Raw genomic sequence first — 13164 nt, 5'->3', positions numbered from 1 at the left:
TGCTCTTGCTGGTTTGCTCATCGTCGCAATGCGGGATGGTGCGCACATCCGGGGTCGGTACCTGGTTCACCACTCAAAGGACCACGCAAAGGATCACCTATATCCTGGGGCTGGGGCATGATGGGCCCGTGTCTGTCGCGTACTCAGGGGCTGTGTCCAAGCGTGAGGCAGAGGTGCTGGCCTTGATCGGCGCGCAGTTGTCCAACGCGGAGATCGCCGATCACCTGCACCTGTCGGTCCGCACGGTTGAGAACCACGTGTCGTCGCTGCTGCGCAAATGCGGGGTCGCCAACCGGCGGGAGCTCAGCAGACTGGCCCTGCAGGGGTCGGCCGAGCAGCGCGGCATCGCCGGCCTGCCCGCGCCGCTCACCACGTTCATCGGCCGCGAAACAGAGCGGGAGCGGCTGCTGGAGGCGCTGCGGGCCGCCCGACTGGTGACGCTGGTGGGTCCGGGCGGCGTCGGCAAGACACGGCTGGCGACCGAGGTGGCCGGCGCCGCCCAGGGCTCCTTCGCTTCGGGAGGGGCGTTCGTCGACCTGGTGCCCGTGGGTGAGGCATACGTTGCCCAGGCGGTGGCCGCCGCACTGGGCGTCACCGAACGTCCGGACCAGCACCTGCAAGAGGCCATCGCCGAACGGCTGGGCGACGGGGAGGCGCTGCTGATCCTCGACAACTGCGAGCACGTGATCGACACCGTCGCCCAGTTCGCCGAGCGGACGCTCAGCCGCTGTCCCCGCACCCGGATCCTGGCCACCAGCAGGGAACGCCTCGGCGTGCCCGGCGAACGCGTCCTCCCGCTGTCACCCTTCTCCCTGGCTGCGGCCACGGCTGCCCCGGTGCCGCTAACCTCCCATGCCGAGCTGCTGTTCCTCGACCGCGCCGCCGCGGCGGATCCGGGTTTCACCGCCGACCCCGCCACGCTCACGTTGCTGTGCGCGCGGCTCGACGGCATGCCGCTGGCCATCGAACTGGCCGCGGCCAGAGTTGCCGCCCTGGGGACCGATGGCCTCCTCGCCGGCCTGGACGACCACCTGCGCCTGCTGGCCGGCGGCCGGGGCGTCGACGAGCGGCACCGTTCGCTGCGCGCGGTCATCGGGTGGAGCCACCAACTGCTGGACGAGGAGGAGCGGGCGCTATTCCGGCGGCTGGCCGTCTTCGCCGGTTCGTTCGACCTGGACGCCGTCGTGGCCGTCACCCCCGACGTGGCTAGGAGCCAGGCGGCCGATGTACTCGGCCGCCTGGCGGACAAGAATCTGATCACTCTGCATCGCCGCCCGGGCCCGACCCGGTGGAGGTTGCTGGAGACCGTGCGCGCGTACGCTGCCGAGCGGCTCGCCGCCGACGGCGAGACGGAAACAACCAGGAAACTCCACCTCGAATGGGCCGTAAGCGCAGCGACGACACTGGAGGCCGCACTTGGCGGGCAGCTGACCGGCAAGTGGCGGAACGACTTCGACACCGTGGCCGACGACCTGCGCTCCGCGCTGGCCGGCGCGCCGCATGGGGCAGGAACCGCGCCGCACCGGCTGGCCAGGGCACTCGGCCACCTGACGTACGCGAGAAGGTTTCTCCTGGAGGCGCTCGGCCACTTCGATACGGCGGCGCGGCGGGCGCCGACTCCCCAGGAGGCGGTCGCCGACTTGCGCGCAGCCGCCGATTGCACCTTCGCGATCGGTGACGCCGGGCAGCAGCCCTACGAGCTGCTGCTCGAAGCCGCCGACCGGATGCGCGAGACGGGTGACGGCGACCTGACGGCGATCACGCTGGCCTTCGCCGTCAGCACCGCCTGCCGCCACCACGCCGGCTTCGAGGAGAGAGTGCCGTACGCGCGGAAACTCGAGTTCCTGGCGGAGGCACGAGCCGCCGGCGACACAGCGAACCCGACGGTGGCGGCGCACCTGGCGATCGCGTCGGCCTTGATGGCGAGCGAGGACGAATCCTTAGCCGACGCCCCGGCGTCATTCGGGCCGGTCGCAGACGGGAACGGCGACTGGGCGGAACCTGAGCCGGTCCCGGATGGGAACGGCGACTGGGCGGAACCTGAGCCGGTCGCGACCGCGGTGGAGGTGGCACGGGCGACAGGGGACCCGGTGCTCATCAGCGCGGCACTGGACGCCGCGACCGTCGCCGCACTCCGGAGAGGGCGCCGACGCCACGCGAGGCGAGTCACCAGCGAGCGCCTGTCCCTGCTGGAGAGCCTGCCACGGCACGCCCTCGTCGCGTGCCCCGAGATCGTGGACATCTACAGGATGGCGTTGCACGGCGCTCTCAGCGTGGGAGATCTCCCCGCCGCCCTGGACGTCGCACGCCGGGCGATGGACGACGACCTGGTGGGCGGCTCCTACGTGGCGGCCGCCCAGCTGATCACACCGCTGGTGCTCACCGGCCGGTTCGACGAGGCGCTGACCCTGGACGCCGCGGTGTGGGACGGCTGGTTACGGGCGGGTCGGCCGTTCGGCGCACAGCTCCGCGCCCCGGTCGCGGCCCTGTCGCTCGCCGCAGGACTACGCGGCGACGACGACACCGCGAGGCTGTGGCGGTCGCGGGCACTCAACCCACCCGACCCGCAACGCTACGGCCGCTTCATGGCGTTCGTCGACGCCAGGCTGGCGCTGCACCACGAACGGTACGAGGCGGCGGGCGAACTCGTCGAGGCCGCCGTGATCGGCCACTCGACTTCGGCCACAGCGCCGTACCGGGAGGCGATCGCGGCGGAGCTGGCGGTGGCCGCCGGCCTCCCAGGAGCGGCCGACCGGCTGGCCGCCACGGATCCGGGCGAGAACGACTGGGCCGCCGCCTGCCTAGCTCGCGCCCGGGGCCGCCTGTCCGGGGACGAAGACGAGCTGCGCAAGGCCGTGGCGGGATGGGAGCGGATCGACGCCCGTTTCGAACGCGCCTGCACCCTGCTCCTCCTGCCTGGCCGGGCGGACGAGGCCATCCACGAACTGGGCGAGCTGGGCTGCACCGCGGCGCTCAAGTAGTGACCTGGCGCCTGGCCGCCTCCCAGAAAGCCGGCCCAACGCCGCTCACGTACAGGCTGCGCGCACCAGGCGAACGCGCCGACGCACAGCTAAAGACCTGGCGCATCCAGCACAACGTGGCAATGTCCTCGGCCGCACCGCCGGCGACCCGCCCCGTCATCCGATGGCAAGGGGACCCGTATCGCAGAGCCACCAGGCCCCGAGGAGTGTCGATGTCCTTGCGGCGTTCGGGTCGAGGCCTGCTTCAGCGGCTTGCCGGTCCAGATCGCCGATCACTTCGCCGGTGCGGTCGTGGAGGATCTTGTGCGGGCGAGCGGCGACCCAGACTTCGGCGCCGGGTCGCCGCTCTGGTGCAGGCTCCAGGCGGTTTTCGGGACGTACTCGGCGACGTGGGAGAAGTCGATGACGATGTGAGTTGTTCACACCACGTCGATCGGCCTCCGGCGCGGATGAGGTCGAGTTGATGCGGAGCGCGTCGACCAGCACGATCCACGGCCGGCGATGGTCGGGATCACGCTGTTCGGCCTGGCCGAAGACAGCGGCACTTATTGCTCGCTGCTGTGATCGATCAATCCGGTCAGCCGCTTGGCAGTGGCGGCAGGGCCCCCTGCGCCGCGAGGTTGAGGCACTGTCACACCCCGCGTCATCGGTCCGCTTGGCCGGCGCCGGCGTCGCCGCCGGCGCCGGATGGGCAGGGCGATCACGGCGTGTGGGTGCGGATGGCCGCGACGGTGTCGTGGACGCCGCCTGACAGCCGCATAGCTCTACAACCTCATTGGGACCCCAAGCTCGGCCATCGTCAGCCGGTGCCGAGCAGATCTAGCCGCATCTGTCCTTCAACGCGGGCACGGAACGGCCGACGTTCCAGCGCCTCCACCATGGCCCGCAACATGTCGGCCAGCGGCACCGGCAGTTCCTCGTCCAACTCCCGCATCGCCTGCTCCGTCGCTGCCCACTCGGCCTCGATCGCGGGCAGTGCGGCGCGGGCCTTCGGAGTGAGGTGGACGATGCGTTGCCGGGCGTCCGCGCCCTTCTCCAGGGTGACGAAGCCGTGGCGACGCATCTGGATCACCGTCTGGCTGGCTGCCGAGTGGGTCACGCCGATGATCTCGGCCAGGTCGCGAATGGCCATCGGCCCCTGGGCCACCAGCGTGCGCACCACAGGGGAGAAGCGCGGCCGGTATTCGGGCATGCCGAGATCCGCGTAGATCTCGGCGATGGCACCGTCCATCATCTCGTGAACGTGGCGCATCAACGTGCTCATGGTGAATACTCTAACAGCGCTGTTATATTGTCGGCATGTATCCGACAGGAAAGCCGTACGACAAGGGGCTGCTCGACGCCGGCGACGGAAACCTCGTGTACTGGGAGGTAGGGGGCAACCCCGAGGGTAAGCCGGTCGTAGTGGTGCACGGCGGGCCTGGATCGGGGGCGTCGCCGGGGTGGTACCGGTTCCTCGATCCGGAGGCGTACAAAGTAGTGCTGTTCGACCAGCGCGGGTGCGGCAGGAGCACGCCGAGCTTCAGCGACTGGGCGGTGAGCCTCGCCGCCAATACCACGCATCACCTGGTCGCGGACATGGAACTGCTACGGGAGCACCTCGGGATCGAGAAGTGGATGCTGTTCGGCGGCTCCTGGGGAACGACGCTGGGACTGGCATACGCCGTCCGGCATCCGGACCGGGTCTCCGAGGTCGTCATGTTCGGGATCGGGACCACCACCAGGCGCGAGGTGGAGTGGATCACCCGTGAGATGGGGCGGGTCTTCCCCGAGGAGTGGGAGCGGTTCAGGGACGGCGTACCCGAGCAGGAGAGAGACGGGAACCTGGCCGACGCCTACGCCAGGCTGATGGAGCATCCCGATCTCGCGGTGCGGGAGAAGGCGGCGGCCGACTGGTGCGTGTGGGAGGACCGGCATGTCCGGTTGCGCCCCGGCCTCGAACGGGACACCAGCTACGACGACCGGGATTACCGCGTCACATTCGCCCGCCTGGTCACCCACTACTGGCGGCACGCCGCCTGGCTCGGCGACGACGAGCTGCTGCGGGGCGTGGCGGGGCTGGGACACGTGCCCGGAGTTCTGGTGCACGGACGGCTGGACGTGAGCACGGCGCTGGAGACCGCATGGCGACTGTCGCGTGCGTGGCCCGGCTGCGAGCTGATCGTCCTGGACGACGCCGGCCACGGCCCAGGGATGGCGGATACGCTCGTGGCCGTGACCGACAGGATGGCCGACCGGACTTAGCTTCCGGCAGCGGAATCCACTTTGTGCGCCCACGTCACCAGCTGGCCCGGTATGGGCCGCAGCTCCTGCCGCTCCAGGGCGGCCCGCGGCGGAGCCGGCAGCCGCGCCGCGGTGCAAATGCAGCCTCACGATCGCCACCGCATGGCTCGCCGCCATGCGTACTTGGGGGCGATCGACGAGCCAGGGAGCATGGCTGATCATCTCGAGTGATGCGGGCTGTCCAGTGAGGTCGAGTACGAACTGAAGGTGGTGATCGCCGAGTGCCCTCCGACCAGTGGCACGCGAGAGTGCGGTGCCGCCGACTGCCGAAAGGTGAGGATGAACATGGACGAATTGGAACTGACCGAGCCGTGGGAAGGCGTCTTGATCACGCCAGGCCCCAGCAGTCACACAGGCGTGCTTGTCCTGGCGGGGTCGAGCGGTCGTATCGAACGGGAGAGGGCTCGCATCCTCGCCCAGGAGGGGATGACCGCGATGTCGATTCGATGGTACGGCGGTCCCGGACAATCACCGGGCATCTGCGAGATTCCTCTGGAGACGTTCGTGTCCGCCATCGATCTGCTCGAATCCACCGGAGTACGCCGCATCTGCCTGCTGGGGTCGTCCAAGGGGGCGGAGGCCGCCCTGCTCACCTCCATCCATGACCCGCGGGTCGACGGCGTCGTGGCGATGTCGCCTACCTCGGTGGTATGGGGCAATATCGGCCCAGGGCTGGATGGGCAGCAGCACCCTTACCGGTCTTCCTGGACCTGGAAGGGGCAGCCGCTGCCCTTCGTCCCCTACGACGATGACTGGAGGGCTGCCGAACCTGCGAACGGTCCGAAAGCCATCCGCGGCTGGTACGAGCGCAGCGAACGGACGTTCGCCGACCTGCTGCCCACCGCCGGGATCCCCATCGAGGAGACCAGGGCTGACGTGCTGCTGGTGGCAGGCGGGGACGATGCGATGTGGCCGTCCCTGCCGTTCGCCGAGCGACTTGCCGCCCGTCGCCGCGCCGCCGGTCGTCCAGCTCGCCTGATCAGCAGCGCCGAAGCCGGCCATCGTCTACGTCTTCCCGGGGAAGGTCCTGCCCCCGCATCGCCGCAGTTCCTCTACGGGGGTGACGCTGTCGCCGACGCAGAGCTCGGAGCCGCCGCCTGGCCGCACATCCTGGATCTGCTTCGCGGCTGACATGATCGGCCTCTAGGGGCTCCCAGGCGACCCTCCAGATCGGTCCGTTGACCGGTCGTAGGTGGTCAGGATGAGGACGCGCGTGCCACCAGTGTGGCCGCGACGATCCGTCCGGTGGCCCCGATGCCATCCATCTCAGGCATGCGGATGTCCATCAGGACCACGTCAGGGGCGGTCCGCCGGACAGCGGCGAACTGGTCGGGGGCGGGAGATGGAGCCACGTTGATACCACCGGGACATCGTCCTCTATGTCCTACAAGCACCGCTATGTCCTACAAGCACCGCGTCTGTCTGTGCAACTACATCGCAAGGATGCCCCTGCCGGAGATATCGGTACGACAGCCGATGCGGCACGGCGTCGCCTGCGCCCAGCGTCGTCGACGCTCATCACCGAAAGGCGAATTCATGCGTCATATGGCCATCGCGGCTGGATTGCTCGTCATGACGATCACCACCTCCTGCGCGCCGGCATCCGCCCCCGCGACCGGGAGCGCCTCCACGGACCGCCCGTCACGCAATCCCTCTCCGAACGCCTCTGCCGAGCCGCCCAAGACGGCGCGCAACGTCACGCTCGCGCTCCCGGACCCGACCGGCTCCCAGCCTGTCGGCACCACATCGCTGCACCTCACCGACACCTCGCGCCCCGATCCCTGGGATCCCGGTTCGAAGGCCAGGGATCTCATGGTCTCGCTGTGGTACCCGGCCGCGAAGGCGGGCGGGCGGCTGGAGCCGTACATGACCGTCAAAGAGTCGGAGCTCACCCTTAAGGACGCGGGGATCACCGGTGTCCCGTCCGACCTGCTCGCCCGGACGCGGACCCACGCCTTCAGCGACGCCCCACCAGCGGGAAAGGAGCGGGAGCTTGCCCTGGTCGTCCTCTCCCCAGGCTTCAGCAAGACACGCAGCTCGCTCACCAGCCTCGCCGAGGACCTGGCGAACAAAGGCTACGTCGTGGCCGCCATCAGCCACACCCACGAGAACGTCGCCACAGTCTTCCCCGACGGCCGCGTGGCCACCTGCACGGCCTGCCAGGTCGAGCCGCACGACCAAGCCTTCTGGGACAAGGTGGGCGCTACCCGGGCCACCGACGTCTCCTTCGTCCTCGACCAGCTGACGGGCCTGCGCCCCAGGTGGAAGGGGTCCCGGCTCATCGACCCGGCCAGGATCGCAATGGCCGGCCACTCGGTAGGCGGCGCCAGCTCGGTGGCGGCCCTGCTCAAGGACCCCAGGATCAAGGCCGGGATGAACGTCGATGGCCTGGCCGTCGTACCCGTGCCGGCGAGCGGGCTGGGCAAGCCCTTCCTTTTCCTCGGTGCGCAGGCCACGCGCACCCCGGGCGGCCAGGAGGCCGCCTCGTGGGAGACGGCCTGGCAGCACCTCACCGGGTGGAAGCGCTGGCTCGTGGTGGCCGGCGCCGAACACGCCTCCTTTACCGACACCGGCCTGCTCGGCGAGCAGGCCGGCCTGGACATCGGCGCCAAGCTGCCCGCCGTCCGGTCGATGGAGATCACCCGCGCGTACGTGGCGGCATTCCTCGACCTGCACCTGCGCGGCACGCCCCAGCCCCTGCTTGACCAGGCATCGGCGAAATATCCAGAAGTCAAGGTCTGCGCGGTTGAGCAGAAGAGCTGCGCCTGACGTCTTGGCAACGAGCGTCAGGTGTGCGAACACCACGCTAGGCGCTGCGAAGGACGCGTACTGAAGGCGTGGGCGGAAGTACTTAAGCATGTCAGATTCCCCGTTGTTCTCGGATCCCTAATTTGGTGGTCACAAGAGAGCACGACCACTGAGGAGAGAGACATGAGCGACATGAACGAGCTGGTCCAGCGCTACCTCGCCGCGTGGAACGAGACCGACGCCGCCGCGCGTCAGGCCGTTCTGGCAGAGGTCTTCGCCGAGGACGCGGTGTACACCGACCCGCTGGTCTCCGTTCAGGGCCGGGACGGGCTCGACGCCACCATCGCGGCGGTCCAGGGCCAGTTCGGCGGGCTGGTCTTCAGCCTCGGCGGCGCCGTGGACGCCCACCACGACATCGCGCGGTTCACCTGGCACCTGGGACCTGAGGGCGCCGAGCCGGTCGCCATCGGCTTCGACGTCGCGGTGATCGGTGAAGACGGGCGGATCAGCCAGGTGCTCGGCTTCCTCGACAAGGTGCCGACCGGAGCCTGAACACCTCGGGGCCGACCGCTGGGCCGGCCCAGTCGTCCATAGAACAGAGGAGGAACCATGAGCGCCTACGTCATAGCTCACCTGCAGGATGCCGCTCCGCACCCGGAGATCGCTGACTACATCGAACGCCTCCCCGCTACCTTCGAGCCGTACGGCGGCCGCTACCTCGTGCACGCCACGCAGCACGAGGTGAAGGAGGGCAACTGGCCGGGGGCCGTCGTGATGATCGGCTTCCCTGGGATCGACGAGGCGCAGGCCTGGTGGGACTCACCCGCATACCAGGAGATCGCACCGCTGCGCTCGCGGCACATCAAGGGCGACATCATCCTGGTCGAAGGCGTCCCCGAGGGCTACGATCCGACTCCCGCCGCAAACGCGGTGCGGGAGGCGCTGGATGCCGAGTAGCCCTCCGTTCGGGCGCGGCTCAGCAGCGCCGGGTCCGGCAACTGTCATCCGTTAACACTTGACGTGGGCTCCAACCGCGGCCCGGGCACGTCATCCGCCGGTGACGGCCTCCATTTGCCATCCGCCACGCCTGGGCCTCGGCGCCGCGGTTGCGTGGCCGGCCACGTCGTCCCCGGTGACTCGGGCGCGGCGGGCGTTGTTGAGCCGGCGGATCGCCGTGGCGCTGGGGGTCCTCGTCGGCGGGCTCGACGACCAGGGCGGCCGGGCGTTCGCACAGGCCGGCCAGCCGTTGCACGGCGGTGGCGGCGTAGCCCGGGTGGCGTTCGTCCAGCAGACCGACGACACTCCGAGGCCCTACTGGACGCGATGATCGCGCGGATCCGGGACGGTCGCCCGAAGTGGCTCTACAAGGAGTCGCCGGCGGCGAGCCACGGACTCTTCGCGAGCCGCCAGGACCGGCTCAACGCCGATCGTCTGGATTTCGTCAAGCGGTGACGTCGTAGTTGAAGCCGAAGGCGCGCACACCGGTCTCTGTGCGGGGCCGGTGGCTCGTCTTGGGGCCGAAGGCGACATAGGCGCCCGGGCCGTGGGTGCGGTCGCCCTCGACGAGTTCGCCGCGCACGACGAAGTACGCCTCGCCGTAGGTCTCGTGAACGTCGAGGTCCGGCCATTCAGCGCCTGGGGCGAGGTCGATCACCCACGTCCTGATCCCGGGCATGCCCGGGAGCATCCGTACGTGGATGCCGGGAGCCGGCTCGAGAGGCGGGACCTCATCGACGTCCACGGGGAGTATTTGTCCAGGTAGTACCTGTTCCGGAGTGCTCATCGATGACAGAATCTCACAGCCCCAGTTGATCGGCGAAATCCCTGAGCTCGCCCCGGGAGGCGACGCCGAGCTTGGGATAGGCCTTGTAGAGGTGGTAGCCGACCGTCCGGTGGCTGAGGAAGAGCTGCGCGGCGATGTCGCGGTTGGACAGGCCCTGCGCGGCGAGCCGGGCGATCTGCAGTTCCTGCGGGGTGAGTCCGGCGGCCACGCCTTCGGCCGGCCTGGAACCCTGGTCCTGGGCGCCGGTCGCGGTGAGCTCGCCGCGGGTGCGTTCCGCCCACGGCCGCATGCCGAGCCGGTCGAAGACCTCCAGGGCATCGTTCAACCATCCGCGTGCCTCGGCCTTGCGCCGAGCCCTGCGCAGCCACTCGCCGTAGAGCAGCGCGGTCCTGGCGAACTCCAGCGCACGGCCGTCCTGGTCATGGAGTTCGAGGGCCGCCGTGTAGAACGCCTCGGCCTGGTCGTCGCCGGCGAGCAGCCCACGGCAGCGCAGCACAAGCGCGGCGGCCCACGGCTGCCGGACCGACCCTGCCCACCGTTCGAGGCGCGCCAGAGGCTCGGCGGCGCGTTCCGGCGCCCCCACCCGTACGGCCGACTCCACCAGGTCGGGAGTGGAACGGGTAGCGCAGATGTGATGGCGCATCGGCTCGCGGGTCAGGCGCTCGAAGCGGGCGAGCGCCGCCTCGGCGCGGCCGAGGCCGAGGTCCAGCAGCCCGAGCGACCAGTGCGCCCACGGCGCGCCGGGGGAGACGGCCCCGGCGGTGGCCCCCGCCAGCCCCTCCTCGGCGTTGCGCCGACAGGCCGCCTCTTCTCCCTTGGCCGCGTCGAGGTAGGCGAGCACGCTGCTGAACTGGCTGACCCACTGCTGCTGGCCGGTGTCGTGGGCGAGCCCCAGCGCCTCGGTCGCCGTAGCGAGCGCGTCCAGGTGCCGTCCGGTGAACACCTCGCCCTCGACCATGAAGAACAGCACCGTCGGCAGCCGCCCGGCGCCGCCCCGGGCGCGGTGTTCGGCGGTGAGCGCGGTCGCCAGCTCGTAGGCGTCGGCGTCCTGGCCCAACGCGAGTGCTGCTCCGCAGAGAATCATCAACACCTGGTCGGGGACCCGGCCCCGCCCCCGTACCACCGCGAGGGTCTCGCCCAGCGGAGGCGGACGCTCGGAACGGCCCCGGTGGAGGTGAACGAGGTAGGACCCCACCGGCGTGAGTGGATCCGCATCTTCCAACGGGAGCGCGGCCAACTCGTCCAGCGTCGCCGCGAGCTGCCGTTCCCCTAGGTACCAGGAGGTGTGGACGGCCTGGATCAGCAACACGGCGGCCTGGCCCGGATCGGTGTCGCGGATGAGCCCGGCGCCGTCCAGCAGCAACCGGTGGGCGGCGGGGTAGGAGCCCTGCCAGAAGTCCGCGAGCGCCTGCACTTGGGCGATCCGCGCTTTCACCGCCGGGGCATCGTCCAGCCGCCGGGCCGCGCGGGCCCCGAAGGCTCTGGCACGCGCCAGATCACCCGCCTCCAGCGCCGCCTCTGCCGCCAGGGCCTCGCGGTGAGCCCTGTTGCCGGGCTCGCTGCTCAGTCGGGCGGCCCGTTCGTACGCCGCCGCGGCTGCCTTGGGGCCGCTGCGTTCGCGGGCGCGGGCGGCGGTGCGTTCCAGCGCGGCGGCGACCTGCTCGTCGGCTCCCGTGGTGGCGGCGGCCAGATGCCAGGCCCGGCGGTCGGCGTGCTCGGGCGAGCCGAGGGCGTCGGCGAGCGCGCGGTGGACGGTGAGGCGTTGTCCGAGCGGCGCCCGATGGTAGACGGCGGCGCGGATCAGAGGATGGCGGAAGCGGATCGTGGTGCCGTCGGCGTCGCCGCGGAGCACCAGGCCGGCCCGCTCGGCGGGGGACAGGTCCTCGACGGCCACCCCCAGCGTGGCGGCGGCAGGCAGGATCACGGCGAGCTCGCCGGTCTCGTCCGCCGCCGCCACCAGGAGCAGGGTCTGGCAGGCCTCCGGCATCCGGCTGACCTGGCCGTGGAAGGCCAGTTGCAGGCGGCTGGTGAGAGGGAGCGCCCCCGGCGAGAACGCGCTGCCGCCTTCGGCGGCCAAGGCGGCCGGCAGCTCCAGCAGAGCCAGCGGGTTGCCGCCGGCCTCGGCGAGCAGGCGGTAGCGCACGGCGGGCGCGAGCGAATGCCGGTCGAGCAGGGCCGCGGCCGCCTTCGGGGCAAGCCCGGAGAGGCGCAACTCCGGGAGGCCGGGGGCGGGGAAGGAGCCCTCGCCGTCCCGGGCGGCGAAGATCATGACCACGCCCTCGGCGTGCAGGCGCCGGGCGGCGAACAGAAGCGCGTCCCGCGACGCGCGGTCGAGCCACTGCGCGTCGTCGACGAGGCACAGCAGCCCCGTCTCGTCCGCGTGCTCCGCCAGCAGGGAGAGCACCGCGAGCCCCACCAGCATCGGCTCGGAACCGGCCGCGGGCCCGAGCCCGAACGCCGCCTCCAGAGCCTCACGCTGGGGGCCGGGCAGCGCGCCGAGGGATCCGAGCGCCGGGCGCAGCAACAACTGCAGTCCCGAGAACGGCAGTTCCGCCTCGAACTCGACCCCCGTAGCGCGGACCAGTCGCATGTCCCCGGCCGCCGCAGCGGCGTGGTCGAGGAGCGCCGTCTTGCCGATCCCGGGCTCGCCCCGTACCACCAGCGTGCCGCTGCTCCCGGCGCGGAGCCGGTGCAGCAGCCGATCGACGGCGGAGATCTCCGCTTCGCGGCCGTAGAGCATGGTGAACGCTACCTATCCACGTCAATGAGATTGCTTAAGGACGACAGATTCACGAGCGAATCATCCGCTCCTACCGTTGCGGGGTAACCGAAACCCTGCGACGGAGGACGCCATGAGCGACATCAACATGCTGGTCGCCCGCTACATCGCCAGCTGGAATGAAACCGACCCGGTTGCCCGCCGCGCCGCGATCGACGAGATCTGGGCCGAAGACGGCACCTACACCGACCCGATCGCGGTCGCCGAAGGCCGCGACGCCATCGACGCCACCATCGCCGCAGTGCAGGGCCAGTTCCCCGGCCTCACCTTCGCTCTGGCCGGCCCGGTGGACGCCCACCACGACATCGTGCGTTTCACCTGGGAGCTCGGTCCTGAGGGCGGTGAGGCCCTGGTCGTCGGGTTCGACGTCGCGGTCTTGACCCCAGGCGGCCGCATCGCCAAGGTCCACGGGTTCCTGGACAAGGTGCCCGCTGGGGTCTGACTCCGGCGCCCCAACGGGCCGCATGTTCTTGGGCGAAGAGCGCGTTGGACGCCCTTGCGTCGCCCACCTCGCTGGCGCCTCGGCGGTGTAGTGCATAAAATCATTATATAAATCTCTTATGTACTTGCTGGGCGAAGAACGGAGGAAC

At 70.3% G+C, this 13164-nt stretch carries 13 protein-coding genes and 1 pseudogene; 10 read left to right on the top strand and 4 right to left on the bottom strand.

Features of this window, described 5'->3' with window-relative positions; all coding sequences use genetic code 11:
• Nucleotides 1-152 precede the first annotated feature (152 nt).
• Together EDD27_RS46985 and EDD27_RS55070 are read left to right on the top strand one after the other, a co-directional pair.
• Entirely contained in the window at nucleotides 153-2981 is a 2829-nt protein-coding gene (locus EDD27_RS46985; protein WP_164904106.1) for an ATP-binding protein, read from the top strand.
• A 252-nt stretch (nucleotides 2982-3233) separates the two neighbouring features.
• On the top strand, nucleotides 3234-3395 hold the full coding sequence (locus EDD27_RS55070) for a hypothetical protein (RefSeq protein WP_164904105.1): 162 nt from the start codon (nucleotides 3234-3236) through the stop codon (nucleotides 3393-3395).
• Between the two features lie 385 nt (nucleotides 3396-3780).
• Here the strand turns inward: EDD27_RS55070 and EDD27_RS46980 are convergent, their stop codons facing one another.
• Nucleotides 3781-4245, bottom strand: coding sequence for a MarR family winged helix-turn-helix transcriptional regulator (locus EDD27_RS46980; RefSeq protein ID WP_206641968.1), 465 nt, complete (start codon nucleotides 4243-4245; stop codon nucleotides 3781-3783).
• Nucleotides 4246-4280: 35 nt separating this feature from the next.
• Here EDD27_RS46980 and pip point away from each other — a divergent pair, with 35 nt between their 5' ends.
• Nucleotides 4281-5225, top strand: coding sequence for a prolyl aminopeptidase (gene pip, locus EDD27_RS46975; protein ID WP_206641967.1), 945 nt, complete (start codon nucleotides 4281-4283; stop codon nucleotides 5223-5225).
• Nucleotides 5226-5471: 246 nt separating this feature from the next.
• A complete protein-coding gene (locus EDD27_RS46970) occupies nucleotides 5472-6395 on the top strand; it encodes an alpha/beta hydrolase (RefSeq protein ID WP_206641966.1) in 924 nt (307 codons plus the stop codon).
• Between the two features lie 54 nt (nucleotides 6396-6449).
• Here the strand turns inward: EDD27_RS46970 and EDD27_RS57465 are convergent.
• Nucleotides 6450-6622 (bottom strand): annotated as a pseudogene (locus EDD27_RS57465) (response regulator); the annotation flags it as partial.
• 178 nt (nucleotides 6623-6800) lie between these two features.
• On the opposite strand from EDD27_RS57465, the gene EDD27_RS46960 reads away from it, so the two are divergent.
• From EDD27_RS46960 to EDD27_RS58165, 5 genes are all read left to right on the top strand, one after another.
• Nucleotides 6801-8033 (top strand): alpha/beta hydrolase family protein, encoded by a 1233-nt coding sequence (locus tag EDD27_RS46960; protein WP_127939075.1) that lies wholly within the window; start codon nucleotides 6801-6803, stop codon nucleotides 8031-8033.
• A gap of 162 nt (nucleotides 8034-8195) precedes the next feature.
• A complete protein-coding gene (locus EDD27_RS46955) occupies nucleotides 8196-8564 on the top strand; it encodes a nuclear transport factor 2 family protein (RefSeq protein WP_127939073.1) in 369 nt (122 codons plus the stop codon).
• 57 nt (nucleotides 8565-8621) lie between these two features.
• Nucleotides 8622-8969 carry a DUF1330 domain-containing protein gene (locus EDD27_RS46950; RefSeq protein ID WP_127939071.1) on the top strand — a complete coding sequence of 116 codons (348 nt, stop codon included), beginning with the start codon at nucleotides 8622-8624 and terminating at the stop codon, nucleotides 8967-8969.
• A gap of 100 nt (nucleotides 8970-9069) precedes the next feature.
• The gene (locus EDD27_RS46945) at nucleotides 9070-9339 is read left to right on the top strand and encodes a hypothetical protein (RefSeq protein ID WP_127939069.1); all 270 of its coding nucleotides are present in this window, start codon (nucleotides 9070-9072) and stop codon (nucleotides 9337-9339) included.
• Nucleotides 9336-9464, top strand: coding sequence for a hypothetical protein (locus EDD27_RS58165; protein WP_277750810.1), 129 nt, complete (start codon nucleotides 9336-9338; stop codon nucleotides 9462-9464). Before EDD27_RS46945 ends, EDD27_RS58165 begins: the two co-directional genes overlap by 4 nt.
• On the opposite strand, the gene EDD27_RS46940 is transcribed toward EDD27_RS58165, so the two are convergent.
• Nucleotides 9454-9753: a cupin domain-containing protein gene (locus tag EDD27_RS46940; protein ID WP_241564629.1), complete on the bottom strand. Its 300-nt coding sequence runs from the start codon at nucleotides 9751-9753 to the stop codon at nucleotides 9454-9456. The genes EDD27_RS58165 and EDD27_RS46940 overlap by 11 nt on opposite strands.
• 55 nt (nucleotides 9754-9808) lie before the next feature.
• Entirely contained in the window at nucleotides 9809-12535 is a 2727-nt protein-coding gene (locus EDD27_RS46935) for an AAA family ATPase (RefSeq protein WP_127939066.1), read from the bottom strand.
• Nucleotides 12536-12647: 112 nt separating this feature from the next.
• Here EDD27_RS46935 and EDD27_RS46930 point away from each other — a divergent pair, with 112 nt between their 5' ends.
• On the top strand, nucleotides 12648-13016 hold the full coding sequence (locus EDD27_RS46930) for a nuclear transport factor 2 family protein (protein WP_127939064.1): 369 nt from the start codon (nucleotides 12648-12650) through the stop codon (nucleotides 13014-13016).
• Nucleotides 13017-13164: the final 148 nt, after the last annotated feature.

The organism is Nonomuraea polychroma (genome assembly GCF_004011505.1).
Taxonomy (GTDB): Bacteria; Actinomycetota; Actinomycetes; order Streptosporangiales; family Streptosporangiaceae; genus Nonomuraea; species Nonomuraea polychroma.
This window is presented reverse-complemented; position numbering and strand designations above follow the sequence as displayed.

What these genes read in the sequence shown, in the direction of transcription:
- EDD27_RS46980 (WP_206641968.1), bottom strand. Translation starts at nt 4,245, where the DNA reads ATGAGCACGTTGATGCGCCACGTTCACGAGATGATGGACGGTGCCATC.
- pip (WP_206641967.1), top strand. Translation starts at nt 4,281, where the DNA reads ATGTATCCGACAGGAAAGCCGTACGACAAGGGGCTGCTCGACGCCGGC.
- EDD27_RS46960 (WP_127939075.1), top strand. Translation starts at nt 6,801, where the DNA reads ATGCGTCATATGGCCATCGCGGCTGGATTGCTCGTCATGACGATCACC.
- EDD27_RS46955 (WP_127939073.1), top strand. Translation starts at nt 8,196, where the DNA reads ATGAGCGACATGAACGAGCTGGTCCAGCGCTACCTCGCCGCGTGGAAC.
- EDD27_RS46950 (WP_127939071.1), top strand. Translation starts at nt 8,622, where the DNA reads ATGAGCGCCTACGTCATAGCTCACCTGCAGGATGCCGCTCCGCACCCG.
- EDD27_RS58165 (WP_277750810.1), top strand. Translation starts at nt 9,336, where the DNA reads ATGATCGCGCGGATCCGGGACGGTCGCCCGAAGTGGCTCTACAAGGAG.
- EDD27_RS46935 (WP_127939066.1), bottom strand. Translation starts at nt 12,535, where the DNA reads ATGCTCTACGGCCGCGAAGCGGAGATCTCCGCCGTCGATCGGCTGCTG.
- EDD27_RS46930 (WP_127939064.1), top strand. Translation starts at nt 12,648, where the DNA reads ATGAGCGACATCAACATGCTGGTCGCCCGCTACATCGCCAGCTGGAAT.